Annotated in this window: 22 protein-coding genes and 1 pseudogene; 6 read left to right on the plus strand and 17 right to left on the minus strand. The window is 74.9% G+C overall.

From position 1 onward, the window contains the following. Nucleotides 1-177 precede the first annotated feature (177 nt). Nucleotides 178-1176 carry an ABC transporter substrate-binding protein gene (locus tag ACWIX7_RS14095; protein WP_448617074.1) on the minus strand — a complete coding sequence of 333 codons (999 nt, stop codon included), beginning with the start codon at nt 1174-1176 and terminating at the stop codon, nt 178-180. Between the two features lie 107 nt (nt 1177-1283). Here ACWIX7_RS14095 and ACWIX7_RS14100 point away from each other — a divergent pair, with 107 nt between their 5' ends. After that, nucleotides 1284-2207, plus strand: coding sequence for a siderophore-interacting protein (locus tag ACWIX7_RS14100; RefSeq protein WP_448617075.1), 924 nt, complete (start codon nt 1284-1286; stop codon nt 2205-2207). 55 nt (nt 2208-2262) lie between these two features. On the opposite strand, the gene ACWIX7_RS14105 is transcribed toward ACWIX7_RS14100, so the two are convergent. From ACWIX7_RS14105 to ACWIX7_RS14130, 6 genes are all read right to left on the minus strand, one after another. Continuing rightward, nucleotides 2263-3081: an ABC transporter ATP-binding protein gene (locus ACWIX7_RS14105; protein ID WP_448617076.1), complete on the minus strand. Its 819-nt coding sequence runs from the start codon at nt 3079-3081 to the stop codon at nt 2263-2265. Continuing rightward, nucleotides 3078-4139 (minus strand): FecCD family ABC transporter permease, encoded by a 1062-nt coding sequence (locus ACWIX7_RS14110; RefSeq protein ID WP_448617077.1) that lies wholly within the window; start codon nt 4137-4139, stop codon nt 3078-3080. The genes ACWIX7_RS14105 and ACWIX7_RS14110 overlap by 4 nt, the downstream gene beginning before the upstream one ends. After that, nucleotides 4136-5227 carry a FecCD family ABC transporter permease gene (locus ACWIX7_RS14115; RefSeq protein WP_448617078.1) on the minus strand — a complete coding sequence of 364 codons (1092 nt, stop codon included), beginning with the start codon at nt 5225-5227 and terminating at the stop codon, nt 4136-4138. The genes ACWIX7_RS14110 and ACWIX7_RS14115 overlap by 4 nt, the downstream gene beginning before the upstream one ends. An 81-nt stretch (nt 5228-5308) precedes the next feature. Then, nucleotides 5309-6028 carry a mycothiol-dependent nitroreductase Rv2466c family protein gene (locus tag ACWIX7_RS14120; protein ID WP_448617079.1) on the minus strand — a complete coding sequence of 240 codons (720 nt, stop codon included), beginning with the start codon at nt 6026-6028 and terminating at the stop codon, nt 5309-5311. Beyond that, entirely contained in the window at nt 6025-6519 is a 495-nt protein-coding gene (locus ACWIX7_RS14125; protein WP_448617080.1) for a glutathione peroxidase, read from the minus strand. Before ACWIX7_RS14125 ends, ACWIX7_RS14120 begins: the two co-directional genes overlap by 4 nt. 13 nt (nt 6520-6532) lie before the next feature. Then, nucleotides 6533-6940 carry a DUF2237 family protein gene (locus ACWIX7_RS14130; protein ID WP_448617081.1) on the minus strand — a complete coding sequence of 136 codons (408 nt, stop codon included), beginning with the start codon at nt 6938-6940 and terminating at the stop codon, nt 6533-6535. Between the two features lie 154 nt (nt 6941-7094). On the opposite strand from ACWIX7_RS14130, the gene ACWIX7_RS14135 reads away from it, so the two are divergent. After that, nucleotides 7095-9095: an acetoacetate--CoA ligase gene (locus tag ACWIX7_RS14135; protein WP_448617082.1), complete on the plus strand. Its 2001-nt coding sequence runs from the start codon at nt 7095-7097 to the stop codon at nt 9093-9095. A 64-nt stretch (nt 9096-9159) separates the two neighbouring features. Here the strand turns inward: ACWIX7_RS14135 and ACWIX7_RS14140 are convergent, their stop codons facing one another. The 3 genes from ACWIX7_RS14140 to ACWIX7_RS14150 are packed head-to-tail and all read right to left on the minus strand — an operon-like array spanning nt 9160 to nt 10993. Next, entirely contained in the window at nt 9160-9828 is a 669-nt protein-coding gene (locus ACWIX7_RS14140; RefSeq protein ID WP_448617083.1) for an NUDIX domain-containing protein, read from the minus strand. Continuing rightward, nucleotides 9825-10202, minus strand: coding sequence for a DUF4406 domain-containing protein (locus ACWIX7_RS14145; RefSeq protein ID WP_448617084.1), 378 nt, complete (start codon nt 10200-10202; stop codon nt 9825-9827). Before ACWIX7_RS14145 ends, ACWIX7_RS14140 begins: the two co-directional genes overlap by 4 nt. Continuing rightward, nucleotides 10199-10993 (minus strand): DeoR/GlpR family DNA-binding transcription regulator, encoded by a 795-nt coding sequence (locus ACWIX7_RS14150; RefSeq protein WP_448617085.1) that lies wholly within the window; start codon nt 10991-10993, stop codon nt 10199-10201. The genes ACWIX7_RS14145 and ACWIX7_RS14150 overlap by 4 nt, the downstream gene beginning before the upstream one ends. Nucleotides 10994-11238: 245 nt before the next feature. Between ACWIX7_RS14150 and ACWIX7_RS14155 the strand changes: the two genes are divergently transcribed. Continuing rightward, nucleotides 11239-12513 carry an MFS transporter gene (locus ACWIX7_RS14155; protein WP_448617086.1) on the plus strand — a complete coding sequence of 425 codons (1275 nt, stop codon included), beginning with the start codon at nt 11239-11241 and terminating at the stop codon, nt 12511-12513. A 7-nt stretch (nt 12514-12520) separates the two neighbouring features. On the opposite strand, the gene ACWIX7_RS14160 is transcribed toward ACWIX7_RS14155, so the two are convergent. Beyond that, nucleotides 12521-13285, minus strand: a complete 765-nt coding sequence (locus tag ACWIX7_RS14160; protein ID WP_448617087.1) for a TetR/AcrR family transcriptional regulator C-terminal domain-containing protein — start codon at nt 13283-13285, stop codon at nt 12521-12523. 68 nt (nt 13286-13353) lie between these two features. Between ACWIX7_RS14160 and ACWIX7_RS14165 the strand changes: the two genes are divergently transcribed. Beyond that, a complete protein-coding gene (locus ACWIX7_RS14165) occupies nt 13354-13731 on the plus strand; it encodes a VOC family protein (RefSeq protein WP_448617088.1) in 378 nt (125 codons plus the stop codon). A gap of 82 nt (nt 13732-13813) precedes the next feature. On the opposite strand, the gene ACWIX7_RS14170 is transcribed toward ACWIX7_RS14165, so the two are convergent. The 5 genes and pseudogenes from ACWIX7_RS14170 to ACWIX7_RS14190 all read right to left on the minus strand — a co-directional run bounded on the left by ACWIX7_RS14170 (nt 13814) and on the right by ACWIX7_RS14190 (nt 18317). After that, nucleotides 13814-14809 (minus strand): ROK family protein, encoded by a 996-nt coding sequence (locus ACWIX7_RS14170; RefSeq protein ID WP_448617089.1) that lies wholly within the window; start codon nt 14807-14809, stop codon nt 13814-13816. Between the two features lie 51 nt (nt 14810-14860). Further along, a pseudogene (locus ACWIX7_RS14175) lies at nt 14861-14995 on the minus strand (winged helix-turn-helix transcriptional regulator); the annotation flags it as partial. A gap of 4 nt (nt 14996-14999) precedes the next feature. Continuing rightward, entirely contained in the window at nt 15000-15947 is a 948-nt protein-coding gene (locus ACWIX7_RS14180; RefSeq protein WP_448617090.1) for a carbohydrate ABC transporter permease, read from the minus strand. After that, entirely contained in the window at nt 15947-16795 is an 849-nt protein-coding gene (locus tag ACWIX7_RS14185) for a carbohydrate ABC transporter permease (protein ID WP_448617091.1), read from the minus strand. The genes ACWIX7_RS14180 and ACWIX7_RS14185 overlap by 1 nt, the downstream gene beginning before the upstream one ends. Nucleotides 16796-16916: 121 nt before the next feature. Next, the gene (locus ACWIX7_RS14190; RefSeq protein WP_448617092.1) at nt 16917-18317 is read right to left on the minus strand and encodes an ABC transporter substrate-binding protein; all 1401 of its coding nucleotides are present in this window, start codon (nt 18315-18317) and stop codon (nt 16917-16919) included. 167 nt (nt 18318-18484) lie between these two features. Between ACWIX7_RS14190 and ACWIX7_RS14195 the strand changes: the two genes are divergently transcribed. Together ACWIX7_RS14195 and ggh are read left to right on the plus strand one after the other, a co-directional pair. Beyond that, nucleotides 18485-19291: a sugar phosphate isomerase/epimerase family protein gene (locus tag ACWIX7_RS14195; protein WP_448617093.1), complete on the plus strand. Its 807-nt coding sequence runs from the start codon at nt 18485-18487 to the stop codon at nt 19289-19291. Nucleotides 19292-19304: 13 nt separating this feature from the next. After that, the gene (gene ggh, locus ACWIX7_RS14200) at nt 19305-20657 is read left to right on the plus strand and encodes a glucosylglycerate hydrolase (protein WP_448617094.1); all 1353 of its coding nucleotides are present in this window, start codon (nt 19305-19307) and stop codon (nt 20655-20657) included. An 82-nt stretch (nt 20658-20739) separates the two neighbouring features. Here the strand turns inward: ggh and ACWIX7_RS14205 are convergent, their stop codons facing one another. After that, complete coding sequence (locus ACWIX7_RS14205; protein ID WP_448617095.1) at nt 20740-22446, minus strand: glycoside hydrolase family 13 protein; 1707 nt, start codon at nt 22444-22446, stop codon at nt 20740-20742. Nucleotides 22447-22503: the final 57 nt, after the last annotated feature.

Genomic DNA, 22503 nt, shown 5'->3' on the forward strand with positions numbered 1-22503 from the left:
TCGTCGTGACCGCCGACGGGGACCCGGGGTGCAGTACCCCCTGGGAGCTCCACCCCTGCTTCCACCTGTGAGCAGGGGTGGAGCTCCCACGGAGGGCGTCCGGCAGCCGTGTCCCGGGACGCACTCCGCGTCGGGGACCCGCTCCGAGCCTGCGGAGCGTGGGGAGGACGGGGTCCTTCACGTGACCTCCCGGGCCTCGTCCAGCCAGCCGGCGAGCTCGGACATGTAGGCGGCCTGGGCGGTGTGGTCCATGCCGATGTACTTCCACGGGTGCTCCTGGCCGGCCTGCACCGCGGGCAGCAGGGGATAGGTCGGCTGGGCGCGCATCTGCTCCGGCGTCTCGCCGCCGCGCAGCGAGTACAGGATCACGTCGCTCGGGTACCGGGGGACCTGCTCCCAGCTGACGGTCTCCCAGAAGTAGGTGTCGCCGCCCGGGTCGACGAAGTCGACGCCCAGGTCGGAGTAGAGGCGCAGCGAGGGGTCGTCGGGCGCCTTGCCCATCCACCAGCCGTCCGAGGCGGTGGCGTAGACCGGCAGCACGGTGATCCCGCGCTCGGCGGCCGCGGTGAGCTCCGCCGACGCCGCGTCGTAGTCCTCGCGGGCGGCGTCGATCGTCGCGCTGTCGGCGCCGAGGGACTCGGCGAGCTCGACGGTGCGCTCGATGACGTCGGCGGCCGACCCGCGGTAGGCGATCGCGACGATCGGCGCGATCCGGGCCACCTGTTCCTGCTGCTGGATCGACTCGAACCCGTAGAGCGGCTGCCCGGGGTCCAGGGCGCCCGAGGAGTCGGTCGGGTAGACCGAGGTGACGATGACGTCGGGGTCGGCCGCGGCCAGGCGCTCGAGGTCGATCTGCCCGTAGCTCTCGCCGACGATCGCCAGGTCGGCGAGGTCACGGCCCTCGAAGGCCACGTCGTCCGCCGCTGAGGTCTGGCCGAAGCTGGCGACCGGCTCCACGCCGTAGTTCCACAACGAGGCGACGACGTCGTTGAGGCCCGCGACCCGCTGCGGGACGGCGTCCAGCTCGACGGTGCTGCCGAGGTCGTCGGTGAAGCTCCAGCCGCCCTGCTCCTCCGCCGCGGCCGGTTCGGCGGACCCACTAGAGCAGCCGGTCGTCACGACCAGCGCGGCGAGCGTGAGGGCGGCGCCGGTCAGGCGGCGGGGTCTGCGGTGCAACGGGTCTCCTCCCGTTCGGGCCCGGGGGCATTCCCCTGGCCGGGAGGCTCAGGTTAGCCTTGCCTAAGTAAGCCGCTGCACGGGTGGCCCGGGACGGGGGACGAGTCATGACGCTCACCGCGCAGCCGGAGGTCGGGGCCGCGCCCGCCTGGCGGTTCTTCGACGCCTCGGTGGCCGCCGTCCGCCGGCTGGGCCCGAGTTCCGTGCGGCTGACCCTCACCGGTCCCGAGCTCGCCGGGTTCGGTGCGGCCGGCTGCGATCAGCGCTTCAAGCTGGTGCTCTCCCGCGACGACGCCGGGCTGGACCGGCTGCGCGAGTGCGGTCCGGACTGGTACCCGGAGTACTGCGCGATGCCCGAGGAGCAGCGCCCGGTCATCCGCACCTACACCGTGCGGGCGGTCCGCCCCGAGCGCGCCGAGCTCGACGTCGACGTCGTCCTGCACGGGGTCGAGGACGGGCACGCCGGCCCGGCCGCGAGCTGGGCCGCCGCGGCGGTGCCCGGCGACCGGATCACGCTGCTGGGCCCGGACCGGCCCGGCTCCGGTCGTCCGTGGGGCGTGGAGTGGGCGCCGCCCCCGGCCGCGCGCACGCTGCTGCTGGCCGGCGACGAGACCGCCGTGCCCGCGGTCTGCGCGATCCTGGAGTCCCTCGATGACGCGCCGCGCTCGGTGACCGCGCTGCTGGAGGTGCCCGAGGCCGGCGACGCGGTGGACGTCGCCCTGTCGGCGGGGGCGACGCTGCGCTGGCTGCCGCGGGACGGCGCCGCGCGCGGGTCGCTGCTGGTGCCGGCCGTGCACGAGGCGCTGTGCGAGCTCGGCCTCGCCTCGACGCCGGCCGCGCCGCCGGAGGAGGTCGGCGACGAGCTGCTCTGGGAGGTGCCGGACACGGACGCCGCACCGGGCTGCTACGCCTGGCTGGCGGGCGAGGCCGGTGTGGTGCGGTCGCTGCGCCGCCACCTGGTCGGCGACCTCGGCGTCCCCCTCGGGTCGGTGGCGTTCATGGGCTACTGGCGGCAGGGCGTCGCTGGCTGAACGGCCCCCTCCCGGGTCCCGTCCCGAGCCTGCGAGGGGTGGGGAGGAGGGGGCCTCACCGCAGCCGGCGGACCGGCACCACCATCGGCGTCCCGGCCACCGGGTCGGGCACGATCCGCGCCTCCAGGTCGAAGACGTCGGCCAGCAGCTGCTCGGTGAGCACCTCCTCCGGCGTCCCGGAGGCGACCAGCGCGCCGTCGTCCATCGCGACCAGCCGCTGCGCGTAGCGCGCGGCGAGGTTGAGGTCGTGCAGCACGACGACGACGGTGCGGCCGCGCTCGGCGTGCAGCCGCGCCACCAGCTCGAGGACGTCGATCTGGTGGGAGAGGTCCAGGTAGGTCGTCGGCTCGTCGAGCAGCAGCAGGTCGGTGCCCTGCGCGAGCGCCATGGAGATCCAGGCCCGCTGCCGCTGCCCGCCGGAGAGCTCGTCGACCGGCCGGTCGGCGAGGTCGGCCATGTCGGTCCAGGTGAGCGCCTCGGCCACCGCCGCCTCGTCGTCGCGGGACCACTGCCGCAGCCACGACTGGTGGGGGTGCCGGCCGCGCGCGACGAGGTCGCCGACGGTGAGGCCCTCGGGGGCGACCGGCGTCTGGGGCAGCAGGCCGAGCACCCGGGCCACGTCGCGGGTCGGCGTCCGCGCGATCGCCCGGCCGTCGAGCAGCACCTGGCCGCTGACCGGGCGCAGCAACCGGCCCAGTGCCCGCAGCAGCGTGGACTTGCCGCAGCCGTTGGGGCCGACGACGGCGGTGAACGACCCGTCGGTCAGCTGCAGGTCCAGGTCGCGGACGACCACCCGGTCGTCGTAGGCCAGGCTGACCGACTCGGCGGCGAGACGGACCGTTCCGGTCCCCGGCAGGGTGGGGGTGGTGGTCACAGGGTGGATCGCCGCCTTCCGCGGACGAGGAGCCAGAGCAGGTACGGCGCGCCGACGGCGGCGGTGAGCACGCCGACCGGCAGCGCCTGGGGGAGCACGGTGCGGGTCAGCAGGTCCGCGCCGACGACGAGAGCGGCGCCGAGCAGGCCGGAGGCCAGCAGCGGCGGCCGCGAGCCGCCGGTGAGCCGGATCGCGACCTGCGGGACCACCAGCGCGACGTAGGAGATCGGGCCGGCCGCGGCCACGGCGGCGGCGGTGAGCCCGACCGCGACGAGGACCACGAGCGCCTGGGTGGGGACGAGGCGCACCCCCAGGCCGCGGGCCGTGTCGTCCCCGAACTGGACGACGTCCAGCGCACGGCTGCAGGCCAGTGCGGCCGGCAACAGGACGGCCAGGGCGACCAGCAGCGGCACGGCCTCGCCCCAGGTCCGGGCGTTGAGCGAGCCGGTGATCCACACGTAGGCCGACGCGGCGTCGTAGACCTCGGCGCGGGTGAGCAGCCAGTCGACGAGCGCCGCCGCGACCGCCCACAGCGCGATGCCGACCAGCACCAGCCGGTAGCCGTCGATCCCGGCGCGCCAGGCGAGCAGCAGCAGGAGCAGGCCGGTGACCAGGGCGCCGAGCAGCGCGGCGAGGGGGACGCCGAGGCCGCTCGCCGTCCCGCCGAGGACGATCGCCGCGACCGCGCCGGCCGACGCGCCCTGCGTGATGCCGAGGACGTCGGGGGAGGCCAGCGGGTTGCGGGCGGAGGTCTGGAAGAGCGCGCCCGCCACCCCCAGGGCCAGACCGACCAGCGCGCCGACGGCGATCCGCGGCGCCCGCAGCTCCAGGACGATGAACCGCTGGGTCTGCTCACCCAGGCCGACCAGGGTGCGCAGCACGTCGGTCAGGCCGATCGGGAAGTCGCCGCGGCCGAGGCCGGCCGCGGAGAGCAGGACGACGGCGACGGCCGCGCCGAGCGGCACGGCGACCTGCCGCCAGCGGACCCGGCCGGAGACCGGCCCGATGCGGACGACGGTCCCGCCGGGCCGGCGGACCCGCCCGGTCGTCGCCGTCACGTGCTCGCCAGCCGGCGCCGGCGGATCAGCGCGATGAAGAACGGCGCCCCGACCAGGGCCAGCACGATGCCGACCTGCAGCTCGCCGGGGCGGACGACGACGCGGCCGACGACGTCGGCGATCAGCAGCAGGGCGGCCCCGAGCAGACCGGAGCAGGGGACCAGCCAGCGGTGGGCGGGACCGGTGAACGCCCGGACGACGTGCGGCACCACCAGGCCGACGAAGGCGATGGGCCCGCAGGCCGCTGTCGCCGCGCCGCAGAGCAGGGTGACCGCGGCCAGACCGACCGACCGGGCCAGCCACACCCGCTGGCCGAGGCCGCGGGCGACGTCCTCGCCCAGGCCCAGCAGGTCGAGTGCGGGGGCGTTGACCAGGGCGAGCACCAGGCCGACCGCGATGAACGGCGCCACCTGCCAGGCGACGTCGGCGCCGCGGCCGGCCAGGGCGCCGACCACCCAGAACCGGAAGGCGTCGAGGCTGTCGGTGTCGCTGACCAGGATCGCCCGGACCAGCGCGTAGAACAGCGCCGACAGCGCGGCGCCGGCCAGGGCCAGGGTGACCGGCGTGGCGCCGCCGCGGCCGGCCGAACCGAGCGAGAAGACGAGCACGGTGCCCACCAGGGCACCGGCGAAGGCGAACCAGACGTACCCGGCCGGCGTGCCGACGCCGAGCAGGTGGATGGCCAGGACGACGCCGAGGGAGGCCCCGGCGGTGACGCCGAGCAGGCCCGGGTCGCCGAGCGGGTTGCGGGTGTGGCCCTGGGCGAGCGCGCCGGCGATGCCGAGGGACAGGCCGACCATCAGGCCGAGCGCGGTGCGCGGCACCCGCAGCTCGCGGACGATGACCGTCTCCTCGGTCGGGAGGCCGGGGCCGGTCAGCGCCTGCCAGACCGCGCCGAGGCCGAGGCCGCGGGAGCCGACCGCGATGCTCAGCGTCGCGGCGACGACCACGAGGACGAGCAGCAGGAGCAGGCCGAGCAGGCGGCCGCGCCGCTGCTGGAGCAGTCCGCCGTGCCGCGGAGCCGTGCCCTCCGGGCGGCCCACCCCACCGGGACCCGGCCGCGGGGCGGCGTCGGTCGAGGGGGACACGGGCAGCTCCCGGGGCGGACGGCGAGATAGGAGAGCCTCACCTTAGTCGCGGTGCCGCACCAGGTCAGCCGAGCACCCGGCTCAGCGGTGCTGGCGGCGGCTGCCCCCGTGCCAGTCCTCCTCGACCCCCGCCTCGCCCGGGCGCACGCCGAACGCCGGCAGCTGCGGCCGCTCCCGCAGGCTGCGCTTGAGCTCGGCGAAGCCGGCGAACCCGGCCAGGCCGATGACGTGGTCCCACAGCTCGACGGCCTCGTCCGGGTCGGGCAGCCGGCTGATCACCGGGCCGAAGAAGGCGGTGCCACCGGGCGGGCGGAAGTGCAGGATCGGCGTCCCGACGTCCTTGCCGGTGAGCCGCAGGGCGGCGTCGGTCTCCTCCTGGACCTCCGCGTTCCACGACTCGTCCGTGACGGCGGTCGCGAGGTCGGCCGGCAGCCCCGCCTCGGTGAGCACCTTATCGAGGAAGGGCCGGCTGGTGACCCGCTCCGGCGGCGGCTGGCCGGCCGGGTCCTCGAACACGTGCCGGCCGAGGGTGGCGTAGAGCGGGTCGAGCGCCTGCGCGCCGTGCTCCGCGCGGGCGCGCGCGGCGACCCGGAGCAGGTGCAGCCCGGAGGTGTGGCCGACCTCGTACTCGGGCGGGAACTGCACGTCGTAGTCCACGTGCCGGTTGAGCAGCCGCAGCGAGATCAGCCGCCACTCGACGCGGTACTCGCGCTGCTCGGCCACCATCCGCACCCACTTGCTGGTCATCCAGGCGAAGGGGCAGACGGGGTCGAACCAGAAGTGCAGGTCGGTGTCGCTCACCGGGAGAGGACCTCCTCGATCGCGTACCGCACCTCGGGGGCGTCGGGCTGGGTCGTCGGGCGGAACCGGGCAATGACCTCGCCGTCGCGGCTCACCAGCCACTTCTCGAAGTTCCACTGGACGTCACCCGCCTCGCCGGAGGCGTCCGGCGAGGCGGTCAGCCGTTGGAACAGCGGGTGCGCACCCGGGCCGTTGACCTCCAGCTTCTCGGTCAACGGGAAGGTGACGCCGTAGGTGGCCGAGCAGAACCCGGCGATCTCCTCCGCCGTGCCCGGCTCCTGGCCGGCGAACTGGTTGCACGGCACGCCGACGACGGTCAGACCGCGCCCGCCGTACTCCTGCTGCAGCACCTCGAGCAGGGTGTACTGCGGGGTCAGGCCGCACCGGCTGGCGACGTTGACGACCAGGGCGGCGCCACCGCCGGTCAGGTCCCGGAGGGTGGTCGGCTCACCCTGCAGGGTGGTGAGAGGGGTGCTCAGCAGGTCGCTCACGCGGGTCCTCTTCCTAGTCCAGGCCGCTCAGGTCGTCGGGGACGTCGACCGCGTGCTGGCGCAGCGCCTCGATCGGGACGATCTCGAGGGCCTTCGCGTTGGTGGCCGCCAGGAGGACGCCGGCCGCCACCCCGGCCTGGTAGGCCTGCAGCCACCGCGCGGCGACCACGCACCAGCGGTCGCCGGGACGCAGGCCGGGGAAGCCGTACTCCGGCCGCGGGGTGGTCAGGTCGTTCCCCAGGGCGCGCTGCAGCTCCAGGAACTCCGCCGAGACGACGGTGCAGACGGTGTGGCTGCCCAGGTCCTCGGGGCCGCTGCTGCAGACGCCGGTGCGGTAGAAGCCGGTCAGCGGCTCGGTGCCGCACGGTTGCAGCGGCCCGCCGAGCACGTTGCGCTCGACCTCGGCCCCCTGCTCGCTCATGGGTCCCCATCCTGCTGCCGGACGGCGGTCGGCGCTGCCCGGCCGCCCGGCCCCGGCGCGGCGGGTGCACGCAGCGTCGTCCCGCCGGCTGCCGGGCCGCGATGCGTGCACCCGGTGCTCTCCGGGCCGGGGAGCCGGGTGGCAAGGTGGCGCCGTGAGCGCTGACACGTCCGCCGGCCCCGCGGTCCTCTGGAGCCCCACGCCCGAGTCGATCCGGGCGACCCGCCTCGCGCAGTTCGCCGACCGGGTGGCCCGGCGGCGCGGCATCGACTTCGGCGACCCGCCGGACTACGACGCGATCTGGCGCTGGTCGGTCGAGCACCTCGACCAGTTCTGGGCCGAGGCGGCCGACTGGTCCGGCGTGCTGCCCGGCGTCCCGGACGACCGCGTGCTGACCCGCCGCCAGGTGCCCGGCGCCGAGTGGTTCCCCGGGACGACGGTCAACTACGCCGAGCAGGCGCTGCGCCACCCGGTCGACGGCACGGTCGATCCGCAGAGCGCGGCGCTCGTCGCCGTCGCCGAGGACACCGAGCCGGTCGAGACCAGCTGGGCGGAGCTGCGCGCGCAGGTCGGGGCCTTCGCCGCCACGCTGCGCCGGCTCGGCGTGCAGCGCGGCGACCGGGTGGCCGGCTACCTGCCCAACGTCCCCGAGGCCGTGGTCGCCTTCCTCGGCGCGGCGGCGGTCGGCGCGGTGTGGTCCTCCTGCGCCCCCGACTTCGGCACCCGCAGCGTGCTGGACCGCTTCGCCCAGATCGAGCCCACCGTGCTGGTCGCCGTCGACGGCTACCGGTTCAGCGGCAAGGAGTACGACCGCCGCGACGTCGTGGCGGAGCTGCGCGCGGCGCTGCCCAGCGTCCGGACGACGATCGCCGTCCCCCGGCTCTCCCCGGACGAGCTGCCCGACGGCGCGCTGAGCTGGGCCGACGCGGTCGCCGAGCGCCAGGAGCCGGTCTTCGAGCCGCTGCCCTTCGACGCCCCGCTGTGGATCGTCTACTCCTCGGGCACCACCGGCCTGCCCAAGGGCATCGTGCACGGCCACGGCGGCGTCGTCCTCGAGCAGCACAAGCAGCTGGGCCTGCACGGCGACGTCGGCCCCGGCGACCGGTTCTACTGGTACGCCTCCACCGCCTGGATCATGTGGAACATCGCCACCTCGGCGCTGCTCGTCGGCGCCACCGTGGTCGTCCACGACGGCGCCCCGGCGTACCCGGCGATCGACGCGCAGTTCGCGATCGCCGCCCGCCACCGGCTCACCTACCTGGGCACCAGCGCCGGCTACCTGACCGCGTGCGAGAAGGCCGGCGCCCGGCCCGGCGACACCCACGACCTGTCGGCGCTGCGCGCCATCGGCTCCACCGGCTCCCCCCTGCCTGCCTCGACCTTCCACTGGGTGTACGACGCGGTGAAGCCCGACGTCTTCCTCGGCTCGCTGTCCGGCGGCACCGACGTCGCCACCGGCTTCATCGGCAGCTCGCTGCTGCTGCCGGTGACCGCCGGGGAGCTGCAGCGCCCGATGCTGGCCGTCGCCGCCGCCGCCTGGGACGAGCAGGGCCGGCCGGTCGTCGGCGAGCTGGGCGAGCTGGTCATCACCGAGCCGATGCCGACCATGCCGCTGTACTTCTGGAACGACCCCGACGGGTCCCGCTACCGCGAGACCTACTTCGAGCCCTGGCCCGGCGTGTGGCGGCACGGCGACTGGATGGAGATCACCGAGCGTGGCACCTGCGTCATCACCGGCCGGTCGGACTCCACCCTCAACCGCGGCGGCGTCCGCATGGGGACGGCGGACATCTACGCCGCCGTCGAGTCGATCCCCGAGGTCGTCGACTGCGTCGTCCTCGGCGTCGAGCAGCGCGACGGCGGCTACTGGATGCCGCTGTTCGTGAAGCTGGCCCCGGGGGAGGAGCTCACCGACGACCTCGTCGACCGCATCAAGGCCGCGATCCGCAGCCAGGCCAGCCCGCGGCACGTGCCCGACGAGGTGCTCGTCGTCCCCGCCGTGCCGCACACCCGCACCGGCAAGCGGCTGGAGGTCCCGCTCAAGCGGCTGTTCCAGGGCGTCGACCCGGCCCGCGCGCTCAACGTCGGCGCGGTCGACGACCCCGCGGCGATCGAGCACTACGTCGCCCTGGCGCAGGAGCGCGGCGCCCGCTGACGCAACTCGGCGCCCGTCCCCGCGAAGCGCCCACCGCCCGGTCCGGTCGAGCTGAGGACGTGGCTCAGGCGCGGAACGGCCCGCGCAGCACAGCCCACTGCAGCAGCATGATCGTCTTCGCGTCGGCGATCCGGCCGTCGTCGACCATGGCCAGCGCCTCGTCGACGTCCAGCTCGAGCACCTCGATGTCCTCGCCCTCCTCGGCCAGGCCGCCCCCGGCCGACACCCGGTCGGCCGGGGTGTAGGGCGCGGCGAAGAAGGAGACCCGCTCGGTCACCGACCCCGGGCTCATGAAGACGTCGAACACGTGCTCGAGTGCGCCCACCGCCACACCGAGTTCCTCGGCGGCCTCCCGGCGGATCGCGGAGGCGGGGTCCTGGTCGTCGAGCAGCCCGGCGGCGGCCTCGACGAGCATCCCGTCGGGGGAGCCGTTGACGTAGGCGGGGAAGCGGAACTGCCGGGTGAGCAGCACCGTCCGCCGCGCGGTGTCGTAGGGCAGCAGGGTGGCGCCGTTGCCGCGGTCGTAGGTCTCCCGCTGCTCGGTGGTCCACCGGCCGTCGCGACGGCGCTGGTCGAACGTCGTCCGCCGCAGCACGTGCCAGCCGCTGGCCAGCAGCTCCACGTCGCGGACGACGACGTCCGGGTTGCCGGTGAGGTCGCGGCCCACCCGGTCCAGCCAGGTCCGTCCCCGGGAGTCGGGGACGTCGATGCCCGGGACGCCCACGGGGGTCACCGCGCCACCGCCGGCACCTCGTCGACGCTCGTGTAGACCGCGGCTCCCCGGGCGTGGGCCAGGGCGACCATCTCGTCGGACCCGGCGGAGGCGCCCGGCAGTCGCAGGACGGCGTCGACCCGGGCCACCAGCCGCCGTCCCATCGGGTGGAACACCTCGTCGAACGCGGCGTCCCCCACCCGCGTCGACCCGGCCAGCTCGGCCAGCGGGAGCGCGAGGTCCTCCCCGTTGACGGCGAGGTGACCGGCCCGGAAGAGCTCCAGGCAGGCGCGTTGGATCGCCCGGTGGTTGGCCGCGATGAGGTCGGGGTCGTCGCCGGTGCCCCCGCGGTAGGGGCCGGCGACCAGGATCATCAACGGTTCTGCCACGGTCATGCGCACAGCACCTCCACGTCGGCGTTCTCGAGGGCGGCGAGGGTGTCCTGCGCCGCGGGGGTGAGCTGGGGGTCGCGGGCGCTGCGGTCGGTGACCAGCCGGCCGACCGCGTCCAGCGGGGCGACCGAGGCGAAGGCCCGGACGCCGAGCTTCGAGGCGTCGGCCACCACGAGGCTGCTGCGGGCCTGCTGCAGGGCCACCTGCTTGACCGCGGCGTCCTCGAGCGTGAACTCCGACCAGCCCGCCGTGGCGCTGACCGCCCCGATCGACATGACGAACAGGTCGAAGGTGAGCTGCCGCAGCACCGCGGCGGTGAGCGGCCCGGCCAGGCTGCGCTCGCCCGGCCGGGACTCCCCGCCCACGACCAGCAGCCGGACGCCGGGCCGGTCGGCCAGGGCGTCGGCCACGGGCAGGCTGAGGACGGCGACGGTGAACGGCCCCTCGCCGGCGGCGGCGCGGTCGGCCAGCGCCCGGGCGACGTGCACCGTCGTCGTCCCGGCGTCGAGGAGGACGGTCGCGCCCGGCTCGACCAGCGCGGCGGCGGTCCGGCCGATCCGGTCCTTGAGGCCGGCCTGCCAGTCGGCGCGCGCGGCGAAGCCGGCGGCGCTCTCCGGCTCTGCGACGGCGACCGCGCCGCCGCGCACGCGCTCGACCAGGCCACGCGCCTGCAGGGTGTCGAGGTCGCGGCGCACGGTCATCTCCGAGACGCCCAGCCGGGACGCGAGGTCGGTCAACGACGCCCGGCCGGCGTTGCGGACCAGGCGGAGCGTCACGTCGAGGCGGTCGGTCACGGAGGCATTTCTACCAAAGCCATGTGAGCTTTGTGAAGTATGTGTGAGAAAAATGATCCAGCGTGCCCCGCACCACTCCTGGCAGCGGTGTGCCGTGCGGCATCCGGCCCCTGCAGGAGCGCGCGCAGGTCGGCCACCCGACCGTCCTTGCCGTCCTCCCGATAACCAGGTGCCCGCTGTCGGTGTCCTCCGCGAGCATGGGGACCCGGGCGCCGACGGCGCGCCCGCCGACGACGGAGGGGGAGATGGCCAGGCTGCCGCGTGCGCTCGCGCCCCTGCGTTCCCGGGACTACCGCCTGCTGGCCTCGTCCATGGGCCTGTCGCTGTTCGCGCAGGGCCTGTGGACCGTGGCGCTGGTCTGGCAGGTCGTCGACCTCGGTGGCGGTCCCGGCGCGCTCTCCCTGGCCACCTCCCTGCAGGCCGCCGGCATGCTGGCCAGCACGCTGCTCGGCGGCGCCCTGGCCGACCGGGTGCCGCAGCGGCGCATCCTGCTCGGCGTCGCCCTGCTGCAGACGACGGCGGTCGGGTCGGTGGCGCTGCTGTCGCTGACCGGCGCCCTGGCGCTCGGGCCGCTCGCCGCGGCGTCCCTGGCCGGCGGGATCGCGATGGGGCTGTACTACCCGGCCTACTCGGCGCTGGTGCCCGGCGTCGTCCCGCCCGGCGAGCTGCTCGCGGCCAACGGCCTGGAGGGTGTCGTCCGCCCGGCGCTGGCGATGGCCGCCGGTCCGGCGGTCGGCGGCCTGCTGGTGGCGGCCCTCTCGCCGGGCGCGGCGCTGCTGGCGACGGCGCTGACCTCGGCCGCCGCGGCCGCGTGCGTGGCGGCGCTGCCGACGCTGCCGGTCCGCCGCGAGGGCGAGCACCCGGGGCTGCTCACCGACGTCCGCGAGGGCGTGGCCTACATGGTCCGCACCCCCTGGCTGCTGGCCACGCTGCTGTTCGCCTCGCTGATGGTGCTGCTGATCATGGGCCCGTTCGAGGTCCTGGTGCCCTTCGCGGTCCGCGACCGCGCCGGCGGCGGACCCGCCGAGCACGCCTGGGTGCTGGCCGCCTTCGGCATCGGCGGCGCCCTGGGGTCGGCCGTCGTCGCCTCCTTGCGGCTGCCGCGCCGCTATCTCACGGTGATGAACCTGCTCTGGGGTGCCGGCTGCGTGCCACTGGTCGTCTTCGGGGCGACGTCGGAGCTGTGGGTCATGATCGCGGCGGCCGGGCTGCTCGGAGCGGCGTTCGAGGCCGGCACGGTCATCTGGGGCACGCTGCTGCAGCGGAGGGTGCCCCCGGCGCTGCTCGGCCGGGTCTCCAGCCTCGACTTCTTCGTCTCGCTGGCGTTCATGCCCCTGTCGATGGCGCTGGCCGGCCCGGTCAGCCAGTCGGTCGGCCTGACCGGCACCTTCCTGCTCGCCGGGCTGGTGCCGCCGGTGCTCGCCGTCGTCGCCGTCCTGGCGTGGCGGCTGCCGGCCGACGAGCTCGCCCACCCGCTGGACGAGCCCGAGGCCGCCGAGCCGGTCGCCGCCCCGGCCTGAGCCGGGGTCAGCGACGGGCGTCGATGAGCGCGGCCAGCCCGTCGAGGACCCGGGCGAGGCCGAACCGGTAGGCGTGGTCGGGGTCGTGCGCGCTGCCGTGCGCGGCCCCGGCCGCCGCCCCGACCCGGACGGCGCGCGGGTACCGCGCCGGGTCCAGCACCCGGGCCAGCAGGGGCCCGGCCGCGGCCCACCACTGGGCGTCGTCCAGCCCGCTCTGCCGCCGGGCGGCCCGCGCCTCCGCCACGGCCCGGGCGTTGGCCTGCACGAACGACAGCAGGTGGGTGAGGCAGTCGTCGCGCTCGACGTCGTCCAGCCCGGTGTCGTCGAGAGCGGCCAGCTCGTGCTCGTACTTGGCGGTCGAGCCCGGCCCCAGGGGCGGGCGCAGCGTGGAGACCGCGGCGGCCCACGGGTGGGCGGTGAACAGCGCGCGGTTCTCCTCGGCGACGGCGGCCAGCCGCTCCCGCCAGGGCCGCCCGACGGTGTCGAGGCGGGCCGTCCGCGCGTGGACGGCGTCCAGCATGAGGTCGAGCAGCTCGGCCCGGCCGGGCACGTAGGTGTAGAGCGTCATCGGCGCGACCCCCAGCGTCTGGGCCACCGCGCGCATGGTCACCGCGCCCAGACCGTCCCGGTCGGCGAGGCCGACGGCCGCCGCCACCACCGCGTCGAGGTCCAGCGCCCGCGCCGGCCCCCGCCGCGGACCCTCGGGCGGTTGCCGCCACAGGAGGGCCAGGGTGCGGGAGGGGTCGCCCGCGCTGCTGCGGTCGGTCGGCACGAGGGCATCCTGCCCACGAAAAACCGCGTACAATGTACGGAGTTCGATCCCCGCGTCAGGAGGCCCCCGTGCGCATCACCTCGACCGCCGTCTCGCTGAACGTCGACGACGTCCCCGCCAGCAGCGCCTTCCTCGCCCGCCACTTCGGGTTCCGGGAGGAGATGGCCGCCGACGGCTTCGCCTCGCTGACCCGCGAGGACGCCGGCGTCAACGTGGTCTTCCTCCGTCGTGGCCTGCCCACCCTCCCGGCCGACCAGCGCGACGTGCCCGCTGCCGGGCTGATCCTCGCCTTCGTCGTCGACGACCTGGAGGGCGAGCTGCGCCGGCTGCAGGACGAGGGCGTGGCGATCACCATGCCGCTCACCGTCGAGGAGTGGGGTGAGCGCGCCTTCCAGGTGCGCGACCCCAACGGCGTGATCGTCCAGCTCGTCGACTGGAAGGGCTGACGAAGGACCCCTGTCCCACTACTCGGCCCCCTCCAGGGGCCCGCCGCGAGCGTGCGAGCGGTGGGGGGAGGGGGTCCTTCTACTAGGGCACCGGCTGCCGCCGGCCGGCGAGCGCCCGGTCGACGGCCTCGGCGGAGAGGACCTCCTCGAGCGCCAGGCGCGCCGCGCCCACCACCCCGGCGCGGTGCCCCAGGCCGCTGGCCACCACGCGCAGGCCCCGCGCGGCCTGTGGCTGGGTGCGCTGGTACAGCCGCTCGCACACGGCCCCGACGAAGTGGTCCTGGGCCAGCGCCAGGTCCCCGCCCAGGGCCAGGACGCGCGGGTTGAGCAGGCTCACCGCGGTCGCCAGCACGTCGCCGACCACCAGACCCGCCTCGCGCACCAGCCGGGTGGCCTCGGCGTGGCCGGTCAGCGCCAGCTCGACGACCGCCCGGCTGTCCGGCACGTCCTCACCCTGCTCGCGCAGCGCCCGGGCCAGCGCCCGCCCGCTCGCCGACGCGGCCAGGCAGCCCCGTGCCCCGCAGACGCACGGCGGGCCGTGCTCGGCGCTGGCGATGCGGACGTGCCCGAGGTCGCCCTCAGCGCCGTCCGCGCCACGCAGGACGTGCCCGTCGACCACCACGCCGGCACCGATGCCGGTCGCGACCTTCACGAACAGCAGCGGCGAGGCGGCCGGCTGCTCGGCGTGGTACTCGCCGAGAGCCATCGCGTTGGCGTCGTTGTCGACCACGCAGACGACGCCGAACCGCCGCTCCAGGTGGTCGCGCAGGGGGAAGTCGCGCCAGCCCGGCAGGGCCGGCGTGTGGTGCACGACCCGCCCGGTGGCGACGTCCACCGGGCCAGGCACGCCGACCCCGAGACCGAGGACCCGGTCGGCGCCCACCCCGGCGGCGTCCAGCAGGTGGCGCCAGCGCTGCTCGACCCACCGGAGGAGGGGCTCGGGGCCGTCGGTCAGCCGCAGCTCGTGCACCGTCTCGGCGAGCGGCCGCCCGGCCAGGTCGCACAGCGCGACCGTCGCGTGCGTGACGTTCAGGTCGGCGGCCAGCACCACCCCGTGCGAGCCGTCGAGGCTGAGCACGTGGGAGGGGCGGCCGCGGACGGAGGCCTCCTTGCCCGACTCGCGCAGGTACCCGGCGTCGACCAGGTCGTCGATGCGGGCGGCGACGGTGGAGCGGGACAGGCCGGTGAGCTCGATGAGGTCCCCACGCGTGCGGGCCCGGCCCCGGCGGATCAGTTCGAGCAGCTGCCCGGCGCGCTCCCCCAGCTCCTCACCCCTTCTCCGCCCCGGCGGTCAGCCCGCCGGTCAGCAGCCGTTCGGTGGCGAAGAACAGTATGACGATCGGCAGCGTCAGGATCACCGATCCGGCCATGAGCACGGTGGTGGGGATCTCGATGCTCCCGGCGAGCTGGGACAACCCCAGCGAGACCGTCCACCGCGAGCGGTCCTCGACCAGGAACAGCAGCGCGAAGAGGAACTCGTTCCACGCGATCATGAAGACGAACAGCGCGTTGGACAGGATCGCCGGCATCGCCAGGGGCAGGGTCACCTTCCGCATGATCGTGAACCGCGTGGCGCCGTCCACGGCGGCGGCCTCCTCGATGCTGGCCGGCACGGTCTGGAAGTAGTTGCGGAGCGTGTAGATCGCGACCGCGATCGTCTGCGACACGTACACCAGCACGAGCGGGGCCAGGGTGCCGCGCAGGCCGAGGCGGGTGAAGAACACGAACAGCGGGACGGCGAGCAGGATGCTCGGGAACAGGTAGACGGCGAGGAACAGCACGCTGACCCTGCGCCGACCGGGGAAGCGCAGCCGGGCGATGGCGTACGAGCCCAGGACGGCGAAGACGAGCGTCACCACGACCGTGCCCAGCGCGATCAGGCCGCTGTTGGCGATGAAGCGCCCGAAGCCCTGCCCGCCGGACCCGGTCGGGGCGAGCACGTTGCGGTACGTGTCGACCGTCAGCTCCGAGAGCGTCGGCCACAGCCGGGCCGGCTCCTGCAGCAGGGAGCTGAGGTCTCGGACGGAGAGCAGCGCCATGTAGTAGAAGGGGAACAGCGTGAACAGCGCCAGCCCCACGATCACCACCCAGCGCAGGACTCCGAGCACCCGGGTCTCGACCGTGTTGCGCGACCAGCCCCGCCCCGCGGGGGCCCGGGACGGACGGGTGTCGGGTGCGGCCGGCGAGTCCGCCGGCGCCGTCACCATGCGGGTCATCAGGCCACCTCGTCCTTCGCCGCGAACCGGTAGTACACGGAGACCAGGACGATGAGCACCGTGGCGAGGACCAGCGCCTGCGCCGACGCCGCGCCGATGTCCCCGCGGCTGACCAGGTAGTCGAACACCCGCACGCTGATCACCTCGGTGCCGGCGGCGCCGCCGGTCAGCAGGTAGATGTCGTCGAAGTTGTTGAACGTCCAGATGAAGCGCAGCAGCGCCAGCACCGCGATCGTCGGCAGCAGCTGCGGCCAGACGATGTGGCGGAACACCTGTGTCGGGGTCGCGCCGTCGACCCGGGCGGCCTCCTCCAGCGTGGCCGGCGCGGCCTGCAGCCGGGCGGTGAGGAAGAGGAAGGCGAACGGGAACGACCGCCACATCTCGAAGACGATGACGGTGATCAGGGCGGTCGGGCGTTCGGACAGGAAGGCGATCGGCTCGTCCCAGCCGAGCAGGCCGGTGCCGATCTCGTTCACGATGCCGAACTGCGGGTTGAGCATCACGCCCCACACGAAGGTGGCCGCCACGACCGGCGCCACGTAGGGCAGCAGCAGGGACGCCCGCACGAACGTGCGGCCGCGGAAGGGACGGCGCAGCGCGAGCGCCGCGACCAGTCCCAGCCCGACGGACGCCGCCGTGCCGCACGCGGCGTAGACGAGCGTGGTGACCAGTGCCTGCCAGAACCCCGGGGAGCTGAAGACGTCGACGAAGTTCTCGAACGTGTAGTCCCCGAACAGGCCGGCGGTGCGCAGCCGGATCAGCCGCAGGTCCTGGAAGGCCAGCACCACCGTCCAGAGGATCGGCAGCACCACGAGCACCAGGACCAGGACCACGGTCGGCGAGATCATCGCCAGTCCGGTCCGGGCCTCCCGCCACCGCAGGGTCCCGCGGCCGGAGGGAGCCGGATCGGGGTCGCGGGACCGCCGACGGGGAGAGCGCACCGGAGCCCCGGTCATCGCAGCGCCCTGGTCATTCCAGGGACGAGGCGATCTCGCGGAGCGCGTCGGCCGCCTGCTGAGCCGCCTGCTGCGGGTCGAGCTCGCCACCGGTCATCGCGCTGATCGACTGGGGCACGGGCAGCTCACCGAGGGAGGCCCCGACGAGGGCGCCCTGTCCCTGGGGGATGCCCCACGGGGAGATGGTGTCCGGGGCGTTCCGCAGCGCGTCGAGCACCTCGGCCGAGTAGAAGTCCGACAGCGGTGCCTTCGTGTCCACGCCCGCGGGCAGGGTGGCCCAGGCGTCGATGAATCGCGTCGGCTCGTCGGCGCTGCCCTGCCGGGTCGGCACCTTGCCCTCCGGCGCGAAGCCGATCCACTGCTCGTACCCGTCGCTCATCATGTAGGTGACGAACTGGGTGGCCGCGTCGGTCGGGGCATCGGCGGTCACGGCCCAGGAGACGATCTCGCCGAACTGCGCCGCCTGGTCCCCGTCCGGGCCGGCGATCGCGGTGACCACGCCGCTGTTGCGGGCGAGGAAGGCGGGGTCGGCGGAGCACTCGGGGCAGGTCGGCAGCGCGTCGGCCCGCAGGCCGGCCATCTCGTCGAGGATGAACGACGACCAGACCACCATCGCCGCCTGTCCCGCGAAGTAGGCCGCACGGGTGGTGTCGACGTCCTGGGCGCCGGACACCGAGTAGTCGCTGATCAGCCGGTCGTAGAAGTCGTACGCGGCGACGCACCGGTCGCTGTCGAGGGTGACCTCGCCGCCGTCGTCCACCAGCTGGCAGCCGTTGCCGAGGGCGAGGTGCTCGAAGGTCTGCTGGGTGAAGGCGTCGTTCGGCGCGGTGGCGCCGGTGAATCCGGCCGTCCCGGGGCCGTCGAGGGCGTGCGCGGCGGCGAGGATGTCCTCGTAGGTCTCCGGAGCGGGCAGGCCCGCGGCGTCGAAGAGGTCCTTGCGGTAGACCAGCAGCTGAGCCCACGCGTCGCTGGGGACGGCCAGCTGCGCGTCGCCGTCCCGGGTCAGCTCGAGGGCCTGCTCGGAGAAGGTGTCGGCACCCAGCTCCTCCACCACGGCTGCGGGCACGTCCGGGTTGACCAGCTCGTTCGCGGCCAGTGCCTGGACGCCGGCCAGCGGCAGCGCGCCGACGACGTCGGGGAGCTCGCCCGCGGCGGCCGACGAGGTGAGCAGCTGGTTGAACTGGTCCTCGTCGATGCCCACGAGGTCGACCTCGATGCCGCTGCTCTCGGTGAAGGCGGCGGCGATCTCCTGCTGGGCGGCGAGGCGGTCGGGGAGGTTCTCCAGGGTCCACACGGTGAGCGGGCCGCCGTCGCCGCCCTCGCCGCCACCATCGCCCGAACCGCAGGCAGCGAGCAGGACGGTCACCCCGACCCCTGCCGCTGAGACCTGGACCCGCCGCTTCGTCCCGCCCATCAGCTCTCCTCGGAGTTGCCGGCGTCGGTGCCGGGACTCCGGACAGTAGCCGCTCGTCACATGACCTGGGTCGCGACTCGGTTATGCCGACGGGACACGCATTAAGCGCCGCGGATCACGAATAAAGTGGTCCCGTACCTGCCGACCGCGACGTGGCGGGGGGTCGCGTGAGACTGGCCGTCCAGGAGCAGCTGCTCCCCGGCGACACGATGCAAGCCAGGTGGGAGACCGCGCTCACCTGGGGCTTCGACGCCATCGAGCTCCGCGGCGCGGGCGGGCACGCGCTGCGGGCGCGGCTGCCGGAGCTGCGGGCCGCCCAGCGCGACGGCGTCGTCATGCCGACGGTCTGCGTGGACATGGACCACTTCATCGGCGATTTCGACCGGGAGCGCCGGGCCGACGCGGTGGCGAACATGACCACCCAGCTCGCCGTCATCGGCGAGCTCGGCGGAGTGGGTGCGATGACGCCGGCGTCCTGGGGGATGTTCTCCCGCCGGCTGCCCCCGTTCACCCCGCCCCGGTCGGCCGAGGCCGACCGCGAGGTGCTCCTCGATGCGCTCGGCCGGCTGGGCGAGGTCGCGGCCCGGGAGGGCGTCCTCCTCCTGCTCGAGCCGCTCAACCGCTACGAGGACCACATGGTCAACACCGTCGCGCAGGCCGCCGAGCTGGCGCGGGCGACCGGGTGGGACAGCGTGCGGGTGGGCGCGGACACCTACCACATGAACATCGAGGAGGCCGACCCGCTGGCGGCACTGCGCGCGGACGCCGACCGCATCGGCCACGTGCAGCTCTCCGACAGCAACCGCCTCGAACCCGGCGCCGGTCACCTGGACTGGGCGGCTCTCCTGGCCTGCCTCGAGGAGATCGGCTACGCCGGCTGGCTGGCGTTCGAGTGCCGGCTCTCCGGGAACCCCGCCCGGGTGCTGCCGCGGGCCACGGCGATGCTGAGGTCGGCGCTGCAGGCCGCCGCGTGACAGGAGCCGCCCCGTGACCGCCGTCGACGACCTCGCGGTCCGCCGCGGTGCCGAGCTCGCCGCCCGCGCCGCCGCCGTCCTGCGGGCGAACGACACCGGGGTGATGGTCCGGGCCGCCCCGGACCTCTACCCGCACCAGTGGAGCTGGGACGCCGCGTTCGTCTCGGTCGGCCTCGCGCACCTCGACCCGGACCGGGCGTGCGCCGAGCTGGACCACCTGTTCACCGGGCAGTGGCGCACCGGGATGCTGCCGCACATCGTCTTCGACCCCGACGAGCACGACTACTCCCCGGGACCGGAGCGCTGGGGGTGCGCGGAGCTCACCGGCGACGCCCCGGTGGTCCCCCGGACCAGCGGCATCTGCCAGCCGCCCGTGCACGCCCTGGCCGTGGAGCGCGTCGTGGCGCTCGCCGGGCGCCGCGGCCCCGCAGCGGCCGCCCGTGTCCGCGCCTGGCTGCCCGGGGCCTACCGCCGGCTGCTGGCCTGGCACCGCTACCTGGTGCGCGAGCGCGACCCGCGCGGCACCGGCCTGCTCGCCATCCACCACGGCTGGGAGAGCGGGATGGACAACTCCCCGCGGTGGGACGGGCCGTGGTCCCGCGTCGCCGTCGACCCCGACCTGCCGCCGTACCGGCGCCGGGACACCCGGATCGTCCGCGACACCAGCCAGCGCCCGACCCGCCTCGAGTACGACCGCTACCTGACCGGGGTCGAGGAGCTGCGGCGGGCCCGGTACGACGACGCCCGCATCTCCGCCACGGCGAGCTTCCGGACCACCGACGTCCTCGCCTCCGCCGTGCTCGCGGCGGCGAGCGGTGCGCTGGCCGGGATCGCCCGGCAGCTGGGGGCCGCCGAGGTGGCCGAGCTCGAGGAGCACGCCGAGCGCTTCCGGGCCGGCGTCGCAGGCAGCGTGGACGCCGAGCTCGGGCTGGCCCTGGACACCGACCTGCGGACCGGCGAGCCGCTGCGCGTGGAGACGGTGGCCGGGTTCGCCCCGCTGCTCTGCGGCGGCCTGGGGACGGCGACCGAGCGCGACATGGTGGCGCTGCTGCGGTCCGAGCGCTGGACCGGGCACCCCGGGCTGCGGCACGCCGTCCTGCCGAGCACCAGCCCGGCGGCGCCGGAGTTCCGGCCCCGCGCGTACTGGCGCGGCCCCAGCTGGCCGGTGGTCACCTGGCTCTTCGTGTGGCTGCTGGAGCGGCGCGGCCGGACGGACGTCGCCGCGCCCCTGCGCCGCGCCCTGCTCGACGAGCTGGCCGGGGGCTCGTTCGCGGAGTACCACGAGCCGCTCACCGGGGAGCCGCTGGGCAGCGCCAACCAGTCCTGGACGGCGGCGGCCGCGCTGGACCTGCTGCTCGGTTGCTGAAGGACCCCGTCCTCCCCACCCCTCGCAGGCTCGGGGCGGGCCCCTGGACGGGCCGCACGGGGACGGGAGCAGGGCCGCTCGGTCAACGGGGCCGCAGCACCCGGGCCTCCCACGGCCGAAGGACGGCGGGGTCGCCCTTCCCCAGGTTGCCCAGCACCACCTCGGCGCCGACGGCCGCGGGGAGCAGCCCGTCCAGCGGGTGGGTCGAGGAGCCGAGGTTGCAGACGACCAGCAGCGTCGCGCCGTCCAGGCTGCGGGTGAAGGCGTACAGCTCGTCGTGCTCGGGCAGCAGCATGGTGAAGTCGCCGAGCGCCACCACGGGGTCGTCGTGCCGCAGCGCGATCAGCCGCTTGTGGTGGGCGAACACCGAGGTCGGGTCGGCGCGCTGGGCCTCGGCGTTCCACTCGGTGTGGTCGGGGTTGACCGCGATCCACGGCTTCCCGGTGGTGAAGCCGGCGTTCGGCCCGGCGTCCCACTGCACCGGCGTCCGCGCGTTGTCCCGGCTCATCGTGCGCAGCGCGGCCAGCACGGTCCCCGGGTCCTCGCCGTGCGCCACCGCCTGCGCGAAGTGGTTGAGCGACTCGACGTCCCGGAACTCGTCGATGCTGTCGAACGGGGCGTTGGCCATCCCGAGCTCCTCGCCCTGGTAGACGTAGGGCGTCCCGCGGTGCAGGTGCAGCAGGGTGGCCAGGCAGGTCGCGGAGTCCCGCCGGTACCGCGGCGAGTCGTCGCCGAATCGCGAGACCGCCCGCGGCTGGTCGTGGTTGTCCCAGTAGAGGGAGTTCCAGCCGACGTCGGCCAGCCCCGCCTGCCAGCGGCCGAAGGAGGCCTTGAGGTCGCGCATCCGCAGCGGCCGCGGGCGCCACTTGGACTCGTCGAAGTCCAGGCCGACGTGCTCGAACTGGAACACCATGTCCACCTCGGCCCGCGCCGGGTCGGTGAACAGCCGCGCCTGCTCCACCGTCACGCCGGGCATCTCGCCGACCAGGAGCAGCTGCTCGGAGTGTCCCGCGAACACCTCGCGGTGCATCTCCTGCAGGAACTCGTGGATCCGCGGCCCGCACAGGAAGGACGCCGTCCCGTCGCCGCAGGGGAGGCCCGGCAGCGGGGGGCCGTCGCCCAGCGAGCCGTCCGGGGCGACGTCCTTGCTGATCATGTTGATGACGTCCATGCGGAAGCCGTCGACGCCGCGGTCGAGCCAGCCCCGCATCATCGCGTACACCGCGTGGCGGACCTCCGGGTTCTCCCAGTTCAGGTCCGGCTGCTCGCGCGCGAACAGGTGCAGGTAGTACTCGCCGCTGGCCCCGTCGAGCTCCCAGGTCGGCCCCGAGAAGTACGAGTGCCAGTTGGTCGGCTCGGCGCCGGGCTGCCCCGCCGTCATGCCCGCGCGCGGCGGCCGCCACCAGTACCAGTCGCGCTTCGGAGACGTCCGGGACGCCCTGCTCTCCTCGAACCACGGGTGCTGGTCGCTGGTGTGGTTGACCACCAGGTCCATGACCAGCTTCATCCCGCGCTCGTGCAGGGCGGAGACGAGCTCGTCGAGCTGCGCCAGCGAGCCGAACAGCGGGTCGACGTCGGTGTAGTCGCTGATGTCGTAACCGTTGTCGGCCTGCGGCGAGGGGTAGATCGGCGAGAGCCAGACGACGTCGACACCCAGGTCGGCGAGGTGGTCGATGCGCTGCAGGATCCCGCCGAGGTCGCCGATGCCGTCGCCGTCGGAGTCCTGGAACGAGCGTGGGTAGACCTGGTAGACGACGGCACGGGTCCACCACGGGGGATCGGCGGGCATGCGCCCAGCCCAGCACGCCGAGCGGCGTCCCGCACCCGCTCCGCGCTACGGTCCGAC

This window comes from Geodermatophilus sp. URMC 65 (assembly GCF_053502545.1).

Bases quoted from the DNA above. Each gene is read 5' to 3' on its own strand.
- ACWIX7_RS14100 (WP_448617075.1), top strand. From the start codon at position 1,284: ATGACGCTCACCGCGCAGCCGGAGGTCGGGGCCGCGCCCGCCTGGCGG.
- ACWIX7_RS14130 (WP_448617081.1), bottom strand. From the start codon at position 6,940: ATGAGCGAGCAGGGGGCCGAGGTCGAGCGCAACGTGCTCGGCGGGCCG.
- ACWIX7_RS14145 (WP_448617084.1), bottom strand. From the start codon at position 10,202: ATGACCGTGGCAGAACCGTTGATGATCCTGGTCGCCGGCCCCTACCGC.
- ACWIX7_RS14155 (WP_448617086.1), top strand. From the start codon at position 11,239: ATGGCCAGGCTGCCGCGTGCGCTCGCGCCCCTGCGTTCCCGGGACTAC.
- ACWIX7_RS14180 (WP_448617090.1), bottom strand. From the start codon at position 15,947: ATGACCCGCATGGTGACGGCGCCGGCGGACTCGCCGGCCGCACCCGAC.
- ACWIX7_RS14185 (WP_448617091.1), bottom strand. From the start codon at position 16,795: ATGATCTCGCCGACCGTGGTCCTGGTCCTGGTGCTCGTGGTGCTGCCG.
- ACWIX7_RS14190 (WP_448617092.1), bottom strand. From the start codon at position 18,317: ATGGGCGGGACGAAGCGGCGGGTCCAGGTCTCAGCGGCAGGGGTCGGG.
- ACWIX7_RS14205 (WP_448617095.1), bottom strand. From the start codon at position 22,446: ATGCCCGCCGATCCCCCGTGGTGGACCCGTGCCGTCGTCTACCAGGTC.